Origin of the sequence: Mycobacterium sherrisii, assembly GCF_002102355.1 — a bacterium.
Classification (GTDB): Bacteria; Actinomycetota; Actinomycetes; order Mycobacteriales; family Mycobacteriaceae; genus Mycobacterium; species Mycobacterium sherrisii.
Genome location: NZ_LQPT01000039.1, coordinates 1 through 13,275, shown reverse-complemented (window position 1 = coordinate 13,275; position 13,275 = coordinate 1). Strand labels below are relative to the sequence as shown.

The 13,275-nt window shown below is 68.3% G+C and carries 13 protein-coding genes; 7 read left to right on the top strand and 6 right to left on the bottom strand.

The genetic code is table 11. The features are described from left to right. Nucleotides 1-192: 192 nt before the first annotated feature. Nucleotides 193-588, bottom strand: coding sequence for a DUF3040 domain-containing protein (locus AWC25_RS07070; protein WP_069400462.1), 396 nt, complete (start codon nucleotides 586-588; stop codon nucleotides 193-195). A gap of 338 nt (nucleotides 589-926) precedes the next feature. Between AWC25_RS07070 and AWC25_RS07065 the strand changes: the two genes are divergently transcribed. Both AWC25_RS07065 and AWC25_RS07060 read left to right on the top strand, forming a co-directional pair. Continuing rightward, nucleotides 927-1,547: a GNAT family N-acetyltransferase gene (locus AWC25_RS07065; protein ID WP_069400484.1), complete on the top strand. Its 621-nt coding sequence runs from the start codon at nucleotides 927-929 to the stop codon at nucleotides 1,545-1,547. Between the two features lie 102 nt (nucleotides 1,548-1,649). Next, a complete protein-coding gene (locus AWC25_RS07060) occupies nucleotides 1,650-2,300 on the top strand; it encodes an LppM family (lipo)protein (protein ID WP_069400463.1) in 651 nt (216 codons plus the stop codon). Here the strand turns inward: AWC25_RS07060 and AWC25_RS07055 are convergent. Beyond that, nucleotides 2,297-3,193, bottom strand: a complete 897-nt coding sequence (locus AWC25_RS07055; protein WP_069400464.1) for a mycobacterial-type methylenetetrahydrofolate reductase — start codon at nucleotides 3,191-3,193, stop codon at nucleotides 2,297-2,299. The genes AWC25_RS07060 and AWC25_RS07055 overlap by 4 nt on opposite strands. Nucleotides 3,194-3,369: 176 nt before the next feature. Here AWC25_RS07055 and idsA2 point away from each other — a divergent pair, with 176 nt between their 5' ends. Then, nucleotides 3,370-4,452: a bifunctional (2E,6E)-farnesyl/geranyl diphosphate synthase gene (idsA2, locus tag AWC25_RS07050; RefSeq protein ID WP_142278725.1), complete on the top strand. Its 1,083-nt coding sequence runs from the start codon at nucleotides 3,370-3,372 to the stop codon at nucleotides 4,450-4,452. 3 nt (nucleotides 4,453-4,455) lie between these two features. Then, complete coding sequence (locus AWC25_RS07045) at nucleotides 4,456-5,994, top strand: alpha-(1->6)-mannopyranosyltransferase A (protein WP_069400465.1); 1,539 nt, start codon at nucleotides 4,456-4,458, stop codon at nucleotides 5,992-5,994. Here the strand turns inward: AWC25_RS07045 and AWC25_RS07040 are convergent. Next, the gene (locus AWC25_RS07040; protein ID WP_069400486.1) at nucleotides 5,991-6,395 is read right to left on the bottom strand and encodes an Rv2175c family DNA-binding protein; all 405 of its coding nucleotides are present in this window, start codon (nucleotides 6,393-6,395) and stop codon (nucleotides 5,991-5,993) included. The two genes, AWC25_RS07045 and AWC25_RS07040, sit on opposite strands and share 4 nt — an antisense overlap. Before the next feature lie 91 nt (nucleotides 6,396-6,486). Between AWC25_RS07040 and AWC25_RS07035 the strand changes: the two genes are divergently transcribed. Then, nucleotides 6,487-7,722, top strand: coding sequence for a protein kinase domain-containing protein (locus AWC25_RS07035; RefSeq protein WP_142278724.1), 1,236 nt, complete (start codon nucleotides 6,487-6,489; stop codon nucleotides 7,720-7,722). A 25-nt stretch (nucleotides 7,723-7,747) separates the two neighbouring features. After that, nucleotides 7,748-8,380: a TetR/AcrR family transcriptional regulator gene (locus AWC25_RS07030; RefSeq protein WP_069400466.1), complete on the top strand. Its 633-nt coding sequence runs from the start codon at nucleotides 7,748-7,750 to the stop codon at nucleotides 8,378-8,380. A 7-nt stretch (nucleotides 8,381-8,387) separates the two neighbouring features. On the opposite strand, the gene AWC25_RS07025 is transcribed toward AWC25_RS07030, so the two are convergent. Further along, the gene (locus tag AWC25_RS07025) at nucleotides 8,388-9,239 is read right to left on the bottom strand and encodes a methyltransferase (protein ID WP_308204730.1); all 852 of its coding nucleotides are present in this window, start codon (nucleotides 9,237-9,239) and stop codon (nucleotides 8,388-8,390) included. 312 nt (nucleotides 9,240-9,551) lie between these two features. Between AWC25_RS07025 and AWC25_RS07020 the strand changes: the two genes are divergently transcribed. Beyond that, nucleotides 9,552-10,991, top strand: a complete 1,440-nt coding sequence (locus AWC25_RS07020) for an FAD-dependent oxidoreductase (RefSeq protein WP_085166543.1) — start codon at nucleotides 9,552-9,554, stop codon at nucleotides 10,989-10,991. On the opposite strand, the gene AWC25_RS07015 is transcribed toward AWC25_RS07020, so the two are convergent. After that, nucleotides 10,933-12,321 (bottom strand): class II 3-deoxy-7-phosphoheptulonate synthase, encoded by a 1,389-nt coding sequence (locus tag AWC25_RS07015; protein WP_069403145.1) that lies wholly within the window; start codon nucleotides 12,319-12,321, stop codon nucleotides 10,933-10,935. The two genes, AWC25_RS07020 and AWC25_RS07015, sit on opposite strands and share 59 nt — an antisense overlap. An 84-nt stretch (nucleotides 12,322-12,405) precedes the next feature. Next, a complete protein-coding gene (locus tag AWC25_RS07010) occupies nucleotides 12,406-12,912 on the bottom strand; it encodes a polyadenylate-specific 3'-exoribonuclease AS (RefSeq protein WP_069403146.1) in 507 nt (168 codons plus the stop codon). Nucleotides 12,913-13,275: the final 363 nt, after the last annotated feature.

Here is a 13,275-nt window from a genome sequence, read left to right as displayed (position 1 = left end):
CCCCGGTGGGGGGACCGATGGGAGCGGGGCCAGGCCGCCCGCCTCGATTACGGCTCGATTTGGCGTCGAAACGGACTCGACGGCTCGCAACGCCCACCGGTGTGCGGTAACCGGCACGCGCACAAGGCAATTCGGGGGCGGCGGGCGCAAAACTAAGGGGCAGCCGTACGGCTGCCCCTTAGGAAGTGGTTGCTAGTCGTCGAAACGACGCCGGAAGCGGTCTTCCATGCGGCTGGTGAAGGACCCGCCCTTGGGGCGGCGCTGCCGGGCGCCCTGGGCGGGACCGGACGGGGCGGGTCGGCCCGACAGCCGCGGCCCGGTGATGGCAAACACCACACCACCGAACATCACCACAAAGCCGACGACGCTGAGAATCGGGAAGGTTCCGATCATCGTGGCCTTGAAGGCCACACCGGATATCAGCATGGCCAGACCGATGACGAACAAGGCCGCGCCCTGCAGCCGGCGTCGGGCGGTGGGTGCGCGGAAGCCGCCGCCCCGCACGCTCGACGCGAACTTGGGGTCCTCGGCATAGAGTGCGCTCTCGATCTGGTCGAGCATCCGCTGCTCATGATCGGAGAGTGGCATTCGTCCCTCCTTGCCGACAGTCTGACACGTAACTATCGATAGCACGCGGATGCCCGTTGTCCGGGCAACTAAGTCAAATGATACGAGGTCAATCTGACCCGTACCACTAGTTCAGCCGCGATTCTATCTCCGTTGCTTCCGCACAATCATCGGACCGCAACGGTGATGCGTTACACCACTCTTGCGGACCCACACCGGTGCGAACCGCATCGTGGGTCCGCTGCCCCCAACCGCCCTCCGGCCGGTCCCCCGGCGGCCCGATAATGGCGGTACGGGTATGCGCCCGGCGCACCGCCGGCGAGCGACGCCCGATCATCGGGACGAGAGGACACCGCGAATTGGCGATATTCCTCATCGATTTGCCGCGCGAGGATATGGCGCGCCGGCTGACCGACGCCCTCAGGGTGTACGTCGACGCGATGCGGTATCCGGCAGGCACCGAGAACCAGCGCGCCGCGATGTGGCTGGAACACATCCGCAGGCCGGGCTGGCAGGCCGCCGCCGCCGTGGCAGCCGACCCGGCCGCCGACGGCGGGCCGCCGCCGCCGGCCGAGCTCGCCGAGGCGCCGTTGCTGGGCGTGGCCTACGGCTACCCCGGCGCTCCCGGGCAGTGGTGGCAGCAGCAGGTCGTCCTGGGGTTGCAGCGCGGTGGCCTGCCGCCCCAGGAGATCGAGCGACTGATGAACAGCTATTTCGAGCTGACCGAGCTGCACATTCATCCCCGCGCCCAGGGCCGCGGCATCGGCGAGGCCCTGGCACGCCGACTGCTGGCCGGCCGCTGCGAAAAGAACGTCCTGCTGTCCACGCCGGAAACCAATGGCGAGGCCAACCGCGCCTGGCGGTTGTACCGGCGGCTGGGCTTCACCGACATCATTCGCCGTTACCACTTTGCCGGTGACCCACGGGCATTCGCGATTCTGGGCCGCCCACTGCCGCTGCAGCGGCCCGGCGACGGCTGACCGACACACCCGATCTGGCACGATGACCTGGTGCGCGCCAGCTCTCCCCCACGCCGAGCCCGCGGGTTCACCGCCCGGCGGCGCCGCGTGCTCGCTCTCGCCATGCTGCTGCTGCTGGTTCCCCTGGCCACCGGCTGCCTGCGGGCCAGGGCGTCGCTGACCGTCTCCCCCGACGACCTGGTCTCCGGGGAGATCATCGCGGCGGCCAAGCCGAAGACACCGAAGGACACCGGCCCCCAGCTGGACACCAACAACCTGGCGTTCAACCAGAAGGTGGCGGTGTCGACCTACGACAGCGACGGTTACGTGGGATCGCAGGCGGTGTTCTCCGATCTGACGTTCGCCGAATTGCCGCAGCTGGCCAACATGAACTCCGACGCCGCGGGCATGAACCTATCGCTGCGCCGCAACGGCAACGTGGTGATCCTGGAGGGACGCGCGGATCTGACCTCGCTGACCGATCCGGACGCCGACGTCGAGGTGACCGTCGCCTTCCCCGGCCCGGTGACGTCGACCAACGGCGACCGCATCGACCCGGACGCGGTGTCCTGGAAACTTAAGCCGGGCGTGGTGACCACGATGACGGCCCAGGCCCGCTACACCGACCCGAACACCCGGTCGTTCACCGGCGCCGGCGTCTGGCTGGGCATCGCCTCATTCGCCGCGGCCGGGGTGGTGGCGCTGCTGGCCTGGATGAGCCGGGACCGCTCCGAGCGGTTCACCACCCCGCGCAATCCACCCTCGTCGAGCTAGACGCGCTGGGCCGGTGCCCAGTACTCGATCATCTCGGCGAACGTCTGGAACGCCGGGGCGGACAGGCCGTAAGTCGCCTCCAGATGGATGCTCAGCGGAAAGCCCAGCTCGGCGACGCCGTCGACCACCCGCCGGTACAGGTCGAGCATCATCTGCCGCTTGCGCGGCGGCTCGCTGCCGGCCAGCTTCCGGACGAACTCTTGCTCGGCGGCCACTTTCGGGTTGCCGGGATCCTGGATGAGCCAGTTGATCAGGCCGGTCTTGCTTTCGATCTGCGGCACGAACCCGAACGACAGCAGGATCTCCGGCCGGTGATCGGTGGTCTTGGCGAAGTCGGTCAGAAAGCCGACGATCGCCTCGGAGTACAGCAGCTGGGTCATGCCGTAGGTGGCGCCCTGGTCGCATTTGAAGTTGAAGCGACCGTGCTCGCCCTCGCGGGTGGGGATGAGGATGACGCCGCGGTTGGCGACCAGGTCGCGGTAGATCGACAGGGCATCGGTCGGCGCGACGCCGGAACCCTCGCCGTCGTTCATGGTGCGCGGGACGCCGACGAACACGACGCCCTCCATCCCGGCGTCGGTCAGCGCGGTGAGCCGTTGCCGCAGCGCCGCTTCGTCCATGAACGCGGTCACCTGGGTGCACAGACCGGTCATGCCCGGCAGTTCGGGCTTGATCACCGACCAGAAATCCAGCACGTCGAACTTGGCCTTCATCGGGACGGGCCGGTCGTCGTCCTCGGCGATGATCCCGGGGATCATCACGTGCCGAATGCGGCCGTGCAGACCGGACTCCGCGGAGTACTGCAAGACCTTGCGCGCCTCGTCAAGCGCCCGCTCCCGGCCCCCGTCCACGTTGGGCGGCACCAGCTCGAGCGCAACGGTGTTGAGAGTCACGCGGCTCCTCTTCCTTGGGCGAATCGCACCCCGCCAGCATAGGGGCGCAGCGCAACGCCAACCCGGTGGGGGAATTGTGAGCCACACGAAGTACCCGGATTGTGGCGCCGAATACACTGATCGGGCTTGGATCACAGCGGGCATGCCGAGGCCAGAAAGGGGGCGGCGCGCTGAGCGTGAAATCCCCAGCCGCAGCGGCAACCGTCGAGTTCACCGGGGCCATTGCCGACCAACTGCGCCGGTACCTGCAGCACCGGCGCACCGAGACCGCCTACATCGGCGACGACTATGCGGCGTTGATCGCCGCCCTGGAAGACTTCGTGCTCAGCGGCGGCAAGCGGCTGCGTCCGGCCTTCGCCTATTGGGGCTGGCGCGCGGTCGCCGATGCCGAGCCCGATCCCGAAGTGCTGCTGCTGTTTTCCGCGCTGGAGCTGCTGCAGGCCTGCGCGCTGGTGCATGACGACGTCATCGACGACTCCTTGACCCGCCGCGGCCGGCCGACGGTGCATGTCCGCTTCGCGACGCTGCATCGCGACCGACACTGGCAAGGGTCGGCCGACCGATTCGGCATCTCGGCCGCGATCCTGCTCGGCGACCTGGCGCTGGCGTGGGCCGACGACATCGTGTTCGGCGCCGACCTGACGCCCGAAGCGCAGCGTCGGGTGCTGCGGGTCTGGTCCGATATCCGCACCGAGGTGCTCGGCGGGCAGTACCTCGACATCGTCGCCGAGGCCAGCGCGGCCGAGTCGATCGCGTCGGCGATGAACGTCGACCGGTTCAAGACGGCGTGCTACACGGTGGCACGGCCGCTGCAGCTCGGCGCCGCCGCGGCGGACGACCGGCCCGACGTGCAGGCCGTGTTCGCCCAGGCCGGAATCGACCTGGGCGTCGCGTTCCAGCTTCGCGACGACGTGCTGGGAGTGTTCGGGGATCCGGCCGTGACGGGCAAACCGTCCGGTGACGATCTGCGCTCCGGTAAGCGCACGGTGCTGCTGGCCGAGGCGGTCGAGTTGGCGGACAAGTCAGACCCGTTGGCGGCCAACCTGTTACGGACCTCGATCGGCGCACCGCTGACCGATGAGCAGGTGGACGAGCTGCGCGAGGTCATCGAGTCCGTCGGCGCCCTGGCCGCCGCCGAACACCGCATCGCCACCCTGACCGAGGGTGCGCTGCAGGCGCTGGCCGCCGCTCCCATCAGCGCACCGGCCAAGGCCGGGCTGTCCGAGCTGGCCAAAGCGGCCACCGACCGATCCGCCTAAGCGATGACCACCGACTCGTCCGCAGCCGGTTCGACAACGGCCAAAGGCGCTGTCGCCGAACATCTCTCACGCCTGAAGGCGTTCGTCGCCACCCCGCAGGCCCGGCCCGCGAAGTTGGGCTTTGTGGGGTCGGTGCTGATCACCGTCGGCGGGCTGGGCGCCGGGAGCACCAAACCACACGACCCCGTGCTCGAGGCGATCCACATGTCCTGGCTGCGTTTTGGGCACGGACTGGTGCTGTCGTCGATCCTGTTGTGGACGGGCGTGGCGCTGATGCTGCTCGCCTGGCTGTCGCTGGGCCGCCGGGTCGTCGCCGGCGAGATCACCGAGTTTATGATGCGGGCCACCACCGGCTTCTGGCTGGCGCCGCTGCTGCTGTCGGTGCCGGTGTTCAGCCGCGACACCTACTCCTATCTGGCGCAGGGTGCGCTGTTGCGCGACGGCCTAGACCCCTACGCGGTGGGCCCGGTGGCTAACCCGAATGTGTTGCTGGACAACGTAAGTCCTATTTGGACCATCACCACCGCGCCGTACGGCCCGGTGTTCATCCTGATCGCCAAACTCGTCACGATGCTGGTCGGCAACCACGTGATCCTCGGAACGATGCTGCTGCGGTTGTGCATGCTGCCCGGCCTGGCGTTGTTGATCTGGGCCGCTCCCCGCCTGGCCCACCACCTCGGCACCAGCGGCACCATCGCGTTGTGGATCTGCGTGCTCAATCCACTGGTGCTGATCCACCTGATGGGTGGGGTGCACAACGAGATGCTGATGGTCGGGCTGATGACCGCCGGGATCGCGCTGACCTTCGCCCGCCGCCACGCGCTGGGCGTCACCCTGGTCACCGTCGCGGTGGCGGTGAAGGCTACCGCGGGTCTGGCGCTGCCGTTTCTGGTCTGGGTGTGGATGCGGCACCTGTGCGAGCGGCGGGGCTATCGTCCGCCCCGGGCGTTCGCGACGGCCACCGTGCTGGGCGTGCTGATCTTCGTCGCGGTGTTCGCCGTTTTGTCGGCGGTGGCCGGCGTCGGCCTGGGCTGGCTGACTGCGCTGGCCGGATCGGTGAAGATCATCAACTGGCTGACCGTGCCGACCGCCGCGGCCAACGTGATCCACTTCGTCTTCAACGGGCTTTTCCAGGTCAACTTCTATGCGACGCTGCGGATCACCCGCTACATCGGCATCGCAATCATCGCGGTGTCGCTGCCGGTGTTGTGGTGGCGGTTTCGGCGCGACGACCGGGCCGCGCTGACGGGCATGGCGTGGTCGATGCTGATCGTGGTGCTGTTCGTGCCGGCCGCCCTGCCCTGGTACTACTCGTGGCCGCTGGCGGTGGCTTCGCCGCTGGCCCAGTCGCAGCGGGCGGTCGCGCTGATCGCCGGCGTGTCGACCTGGGCCATGGTGATCTTCAAACCCGATGGGTCGCACGGCATGTACTCGTGGCTGCACATCTGCGCGGCCACCGCGGCCGCACTGATCGCCTGGTATGCGCTGTATCGCGCGCCCGAGCCGAGGGCAATACGGGCCGACCAGCCGGTGGCCGCCTAGTAGGCCATGGCTTGGGCCCGGCGCACTACCTCGCGCGCCTGATGGGCGTGCAAGGCATCCACGGGGCGGGCGTTGCTGATCGCGTCCCTGCTGCCGTCGCGGGTGATTGTCAGCGACGGGTCCGGGGTGAACAACCAGCGCACGATCTCGGTCTCGTGGTAGCCGCCGTCGTGCAGGATCGTCAGCAACCCCGGCAGGCTTTTGACCACCTCGCCGTCGTGGGTGAAGAAGACCTGCGGGATCACCACGCCCCCGTCGCGTCGCACCGCGAGCAGATGACCTTCGCGCAGCTGTTGCTGCACCTTGCTCACCGGCACGCCGAGCAGTTCGGCGACCCGGGGCAGGTCGTAGGTTGGCTCATCGGGATCTAACACGTCATCGCCGGCCGGAATACTGCCCACGGCGCAAGTGTAGGCCCTGGTTCCCCGGCGGGTGGGCGCGTTGCGCGGATGTTCGCCGCGCGCCGGCGCAGACCCCACCTACGATTGCCCCGTGGCCGGAGCCGGGACGGGTGACCCGTTGGACAACGCGTTGCTGGATGGCCGTTATCTGGTCCAGGACAGGATCGCCAGCGGCGGAACCTCGACGGTGTACCGCGGCCTGGACACTCGACTGGACCGGCCGGTCGCGCTGAAGGTGATGGACGCGCGGTACTCCGGCGACAGTCAGTTCCTGACCCGCTTCCAGCTGGAGGCGCGCACGGTCGCGCGACTGAAGAATCCGGGGCTGGTCGCCGTGTACGACCAGGGCCTGGATGCGCGGCACCCGTTTCTGGTGATGGAGCTGATCGAGGGCGGTACCCTGCGCGAGCTGCTGGTCGAGCGCGGACCGATGCCGCCGCACGCGGTCGCGGCGGTGTTGCGCCCGGTATTGGGCGGATTGGCCGCCGCGCACCGTGCCGGGCTGGTGCATCGCGACGTCAAACCGGAGAACGTCCTGATCTCCGACGAGGGCGAGGTCAAGATCGCCGACTTCGGCCTGGTGCGCGCGGTTGCCGCGGCCGGAATCACTTCCACCAGCGTGATTTTGGGCACCGCGGCCTACCTGTCACCCGAACAGGTCCGCGACGGCAATGCCGGTCCGCGCAGCGACGTCTACTCGGCCGGCATCCTGACCTACGAATTGCTGACCGGCAGCACCCCGTTCACCGGGGACTCCCCGCTGTCGATCGCCTACCAGCGGCTGGACCGCGAGGTCGGGCGCCCTGGCGACGTGATCGACGGTGTGCCAACCCAATTCGACGACTTCGTGGCCTGCGCGACCGCCCGCGATCCCGCCGAACGGTACGCCGACGCGATCGAGATGGCCGCCGATCTGGAGGCGATCGTCGACGAGTTGGGACTGCCGGATTTCCGGGTGCCGGCGCCGCGGAATTCCGCCCAGCATCGGTCGGCGGCGTTGCACCACAGCCGGATGCGTGAGCAGCGGCCGGCCGCAGCGCACTCCCCCCGCGGCGAACCGGTGCGTCAGCCCACCCGCCGGTTGACCCGGCCCGAGGACTGGCCCGGGGACGGGGCGGAGCCCACAGTGCGCTGCGAGCCCGACCCGCAGTTCGAATATGATTCCGGCTCAGGGGAATTCGCGGGTATCGCGCTGGGTGAATTCGTCCTCGCCCGCCAGCACGCCCGGCGCATGGTGCTGGTCTGGGTCGCGTTGGTGCTGGCGTTGGCCGGTTTGGCCGCGACGATCGGCTGGACGATCGGCAGCAATCTGGCCGGCCTGCTGTGATGCGGTGAAGTGATATCGTTCGCACATGCCGTCACCTGGGGAAACGGTCAAGCGCCGGGGCAGACGGCAAGGTGGCCCGGTATCGCGTGAAGCGGTCCTTCGTGCGGCCAAGCGGCAGTTCGCCCGGCACGGCTACGACAAGACGACGCTGCGGGTGATTGCCGACGATGCGCGGGTAGATCCCTCGATGATCCTCTACCTGTTCGGGTCGAAGGCGGGGCTGTTCCGCGAGTCGATGACGCTGGTGCTGCCGGCGGATCTGCTGACCACCGAACTCGCCGCCAGGGACGACCGATTGGGTTACCGCGTGGTGCGGGCCTACCTCGGGCTGTGGGAGGAGCCGGAAACGGCCGCGAGCATGGCCTCGATGGTGCAGTCGGCGACGTCCAATCCTGATGCCAACGAGGCGTTTCGCGGCTTTTTGCACGATTATCTGCTCACCGCGGTGTCCGGAGCGCTGGGCGGCGGCGACGAGGCGCGACTGCGCGCGATGCTGGCCGCAACCAATCTGGTCGGCACCGCGATGCTGCGCTACATCATGCGGGTGCCGCCGCTGTCGTCCCTCAGAGTCGACGAGGTGGTCGCGTTGGTGGGCCCCGCGGTGCACCGGTTCTTGACCGTCCCGGCCGACGAGCTCGGTCTGGACGGTGCCGGTTGACCGCCCGCTAGACCGCGATCGCCTCGATGAGGCTCAGCGGCGACACAGACTCGACGACGCGGCTGAACCGGAAGCCGGCTTGGTCGAACAACCGGGCGTACTCGTCGGCGGTGCGTTCGCGTGCGGCGGCGGCGAGCAGCATCTCGAGGTCGACCCAGTTGCCCGGGAAGTCCCGGTCGTGGTTCGGGATGACGAACTCGCACAACAACAGTCGCGTGCCGGGCCGGGCGGCGGTGCGGATGTTCGTCAAGATGCGGACGGCATCCTCGTCGGCCCAGTCGTGAATGATGTTCTTGAGTACGTACGCGTCGCCGCCGGTCGGCACGAAATCGAAGAACGAGCCTGCCTCGGTCCGGGTGCGGTCGGCGACACCGTACTTGCGCAACAACTCCGGGGCGCCCGCCACGACCGCCGGAAGATCGAACAGGATGCCGCGTGAATTCGGGGCCGTCGTTAGGATCGCGGACAACAGCCGGCCGTGGCCGCCGCCGACGTCGACGATCGTGCCGAACGCGCTGAAGTCGTAGGCCGCGGTCAGTGGCGCGGTCGACATCTCGGAGAGATTGGTCATCGCGGCATTGAAGATCCGGGCCAGCTCCGGTTCCTCGGCCAGATACTCGAAGGCCGATTTGCCGCGTAGCTCGGGGATGACCGCATGTCCGGTTCGTATCGCGTCGGTCAGGTTGCTCCAGTGCTCGCGATGCTGCGGGGACCCGACCCACCGCGTCATCCCGGCCATCGACACCGGCGCGTCGGTGCGCAGTGTGTCCCCGAGGGAGGTGAGTTGGTAGCGCCCGTCGCGGCGGCGGCCGAAGATTCCGATGCCGACCAGGGTTGCGATGTGCGGCGCCCGATCCATCCGCATCGGACTCTTCCCGCAGCGGACAAATATTTCAATAGTCATTGAAATATTTGCTTGCTCCCCCTACAGTTCCCTCAGGGGGCCCGACGAACGGAGTGCTCATGTCACGTTTCCTGACCAAATTCCTTGTCGCGGCAGTCCTTGGACTCACCGCCGCAGCGGCGTCCGGATGCCTTCCCCCGGCCAGCGTGGAACCACCGCTCGGGGTCGCCGCTGGATGACCCCGCCCCGAAAAGCAACCCGACACGAATCTTAATGTAACCTCAAGAATCTCTTATTTTTCTTAGATTTCGTGTACCGTACTGCTGCATGGGTTCGACAACGAACAGCGCGGACTTGCGGGACCGGCTCGGTCAGCACGCCGTGGTATTGGGTGCCGGGATGGCGGGTTTGCTTGCCGCGCGGGTGCTTTCGGAGTTCTACGAATCGGTCAGCGTGGTGGAGCGGGACTGGTTGCCCGACTATCCCATCGACCGCAAGGGCATCCCCCAGGGCCGGCACGTGCACAACTTCCTCGGTCGTGGCGTGCAGGCGTTGGTCGAGCTGTTCCCCGGCCTGCTGGGGGAACTGGCCACCGCCGGGGCGGTGGTCATGGACGACGGCGACCTGTCGCGAGTGTATGGCCGGATCGGGCGCTATGAGTTCAAGCGTTCGGGCACGCTGGCCGACCCGTCGCCGCTGACGCTGTGTCTGGCCAGCCGGCCGTTTGTGGAATTCCACGTGCGCCGTCGGGTCAAGGCGCTGCGCAACGTGACGTTTTTGGACGGTCATGACGTCCTCGAACCGGTCGCCACCGCCGACGGGATCACCGGCGTGCGAATTCGCAAGCGCGACAGCGGGTTCGAGCGGACGTTGACCGCGGCCCTGGTGGTCGACGCCATGGGCCGGGCCACGCGCACCCCCGCATTTCTGGCCGGTCTGGGCTACGGCCGCCCCACCGAAGACCGGGCGCCGGCCAAACTGGGCTATTCGACCCAGCGGCTGAGCATCACCAAGGGCCGCATCGCCGAACGGCTGGTGATGTTCAACCCCGGCGGTGGCCGGCCCCGCGGACTGCTGCTGGCCGGCGAGCACGACACCTGGATGCTGACCATCGGCCAGCCCACCGCGCACGGCGGGCCGCCCGCAGACTTCGCCGCGATGTTCGCCGCGGCCGAACGCGTTCTGCCGCCGGCGATCTGCCACGGACTGCGCGCAGCACAGCCCATCGGTGAGGTCGTCACCTATCACCACACCGCGGCCCTCTGGCGGCGCTACGACCTGATGCCCCGCTTCCCGTCCGGTCTGCTGGTGATCGGGGATGCCGTGTGCAGCCTCGACCCCAGCTACGGCCAGGGCATGACGATCGCGGCGCTGCAGGCGCAGACCCTGCGCGACTGCTTGAGGTCTGGTGAAACCCAACTGGCACAACGCTTTTTCGGCGCGGCAGCGCGGTACGTCGGGTCGACGTGGGCTGGCAACCAGATTCGGGACCGGATCGACGCGCCGGCCCGCGGGGCACACGGGCGCGCGGGTGGCTGGGTCGTGCGGGCGGCGTTGAACGCCGCCGCCAACGACGTCGTGCTCACCGAACGGATCCTGCGGGTGGTCAACCTCCTCGACCCGCCCGGCCGGCTACACGATCCAGCCCTGCTGCCGCGCATCGTGCTGGGCAACGCCCGGGCCGTGTTCGCCCGCCGGCGCCGCGGAGCTAGTCGCGCAGCATCTCCGCAACCAGGAACGCCAATTCCAGCGATTGCTGGGTGTTGAGCCGCGGGTCACACGCCGTTTCGTAGCGGCCACCCAGGTCGTGATCCGAAATGTCTTGCGCGCCACCCAAACACTCAGTGACGTTCTCGCCGGTGATCTCGACGTGAATGCCGCCCGGGTGGGTGCCCAGCGCGCGGTGCACCTCGAAGAAGCCCTGCACCTCGTCGACGATGCGGTCGAAGTGGCGGGTCTTGTATCCGGTGGACGACTCGTGGGTGTTGCCGTGCATCGGGTCGCACTGCCAGATCACCTGATGACCGGTCGCCTGCACCTTCTCGATGATCGGCGGCAGCAGATCGCGCACCTTGTTGTTGCCCATCCGGCTGACCAGTGTCAGGCGGCCCGGCCTGTTGTGCGGATCGAGGCGCTCGACGTATTCCATCGCCAGCTCGGGCGTCATCGTCGGGCCGAGCTTGACGCCGATCGGGTTGGCGATCACCTCGGCGAACGCGATGTGCGCGCCGTCGAGTTGCCGGGTCCGCTCGCCGATCCACACGGTGTGCGCCGACAGGTCGTACAGCTGCGGATCCCCGTCCTCGCCGTCCGAGAGCCGCAGCATGGCCCGCTCGTAGTCGAGCACCAGGGCCTCGTGGCTGGCGTAGATCTCCGCGGTTTGCAGGTTGCGGTCGGACACCCCGCACGCGCTCATGAACCGCAGCCCGCGGTCGATCTCGGTGGCCAGCGCCTCGTAGCGGGCGCCCGCCGGCGAGGTCCGGACGAACTCGCGGTTCCAGTCGTGCACCAGGTGCAGCGACGCCAGACCGGACGAGGTCAACGCCCGCATCAGGTTCATCGCCGCGCTGGCGTTGGCGTAGGCGCGCACCAGCCGCGACGCGTCGTGTTCCCGGGCGCCGGCGTCCGGCGCGAAGCCGTTGATCATGTCGCCGCGGTAGGACTTCAGGCCCAACGCGTCGATGTCTGCCGACCGCGGCTTGGCGTACTGACCGGCGATGCGGGCCACCTTGACCACCGGCAGGCTGGCGCCGTAGGTCAGCACGACGGCCATCTGCAACAGCGTGCGCACGTTGCCCCGGATGTGCGGTTCGGTGTTGTCGACGAACGTCTCGGCGCAGTCACCGCCCTGCAGCAAAAACGCCTCTCCCCTGGCGACCTGGGCGAGTTGCTCTTGCAGCCGGACGATTTCGGAAGGCACCGTCACGGGCGGCACGCTTTCCAGCACGGTGCGCATCGCCGCGGCCTGATCGTCGGGCCAGCCCGGCTGCTGTGCGGCCGGCTTGGCCAGCGCAGCGTCCAGCCGCGTCCGCAGGTCGGCGGGCAACGGCGGCAACGGCGGCAGCTGGTCGATCGGTATGTCGACGGTCCAGTTCATCGGTCCATGATATCTATGCCCAGCCAGGGCTTACGCCAGTTCGCCCGCGCCCCGGCCAGAACCCCCAGTGCTGTCGGGGTGTGCTCATCGGGCCGCTTCCCGGCCCGCATCGTCGCCGGACATTATCAGCTGGAATCGGCGTAACTGATCCCGGGCGTCCACCAACGCGTCGTGCACATCGCGGTGCCGCGGTGGCAGCCGTGGCGATCCGCGCTCTTCCCATAGTTGCCGCAGCTCGCGGGTGAAGCGGGGTATCGCTTTCGGCAGGCCCGGCATCGGCCCCCACAACTGGCACAGGGCGACGTGGTCGTAGGCCCCGACCCAGGCCCACAGCTCGATCGGCTCATGACGCCAGACCCCGAAGAACTCCTCCAGGTCCTCACGAATCCGGCTGCGCGACCGCCACAGTTGCGACGAAGGCGGTGGCAGCTTGGGCAACACATGGGCGCGCACCCAGGCCCCGGCGCGCTCGGGATCGAATTCGGTCGAGACGGCGTAGTACTCGCGCCCGTCCTCGGCGACCACCCCGATGGAGACCAGCTCGATGGTGCGGCCGTCCTCGATGAACTCGGTGTCGTAGAAGTACCGCACGCAGCGAAGCCTAGGCCGTCGACGGCGAGTGCCGACACGGCACGAGCAAGAAGACGGCCCATCAAGGCCCACCGTCGACGGCGAGTGCCGACACGGCACGAGCAAGAAGACGGCCCATCAAGCCCCACCGTCGACGGCGAGTGCCGACACGGCTAGCTGTTGCGGGTCATGAGGTTGTAGACGCCGACACGGGTTGAGGTGTTCGGGGGGCGGGTTCTTCGGCGGCAGGATGAGAAATCGCCAAACCCCTCGTCCTGACTACCGAAGGGACCCGTCCGTGACCCATGGTAATGCCCCGTTGTCCGTTGAAGGCCGTCGTCGACTCGTGGCCCGTTGCGCTGATCGTCCGATCGCTCACGTGGC

What these genes read in the sequence shown, in the direction of transcription:
- AWC25_RS07045 (WP_069400465.1), top strand. Translation starts at nt 4,456, where the DNA reads ATGACCACCGACTCGTCCGCAGCCGGTTCGACAACGGCCAAAGGCGCT.
- AWC25_RS07025 (WP_308204730.1), bottom strand. Translation starts at nt 9,239, where the DNA reads ATGGATCGGGCGCCGCACATCGCAACCCTGGTCGGCATCGGAATCTTC.
- AWC25_RS07015 (WP_069403145.1), bottom strand. Translation starts at nt 12,321, where the DNA reads ATGAACTGGACCGTCGACATACCGATCGACCAGCTGCCGCCGTTGCCG.
- AWC25_RS07070 (WP_069400462.1), bottom strand. Translation starts at nt 588, where the DNA reads ATGCCACTCTCCGATCATGAGCAGCGGATGCTCGACCAGATCGAGAGC.
- AWC25_RS07020 (WP_085166543.1), top strand. Translation starts at nt 9,552, where the DNA reads ATGGGTTCGACAACGAACAGCGCGGACTTGCGGGACCGGCTCGGTCAG.
- AWC25_RS07030 (WP_069400466.1), top strand. Translation starts at nt 7,748, where the DNA reads ATGCCGTCACCTGGGGAAACGGTCAAGCGCCGGGGCAGACGGCAAGGT.
- AWC25_RS07060 (WP_069400463.1), top strand. Translation starts at nt 1,650, where the DNA reads ATGCTGCTGCTGCTGGTTCCCCTGGCCACCGGCTGCCTGCGGGCCAGG.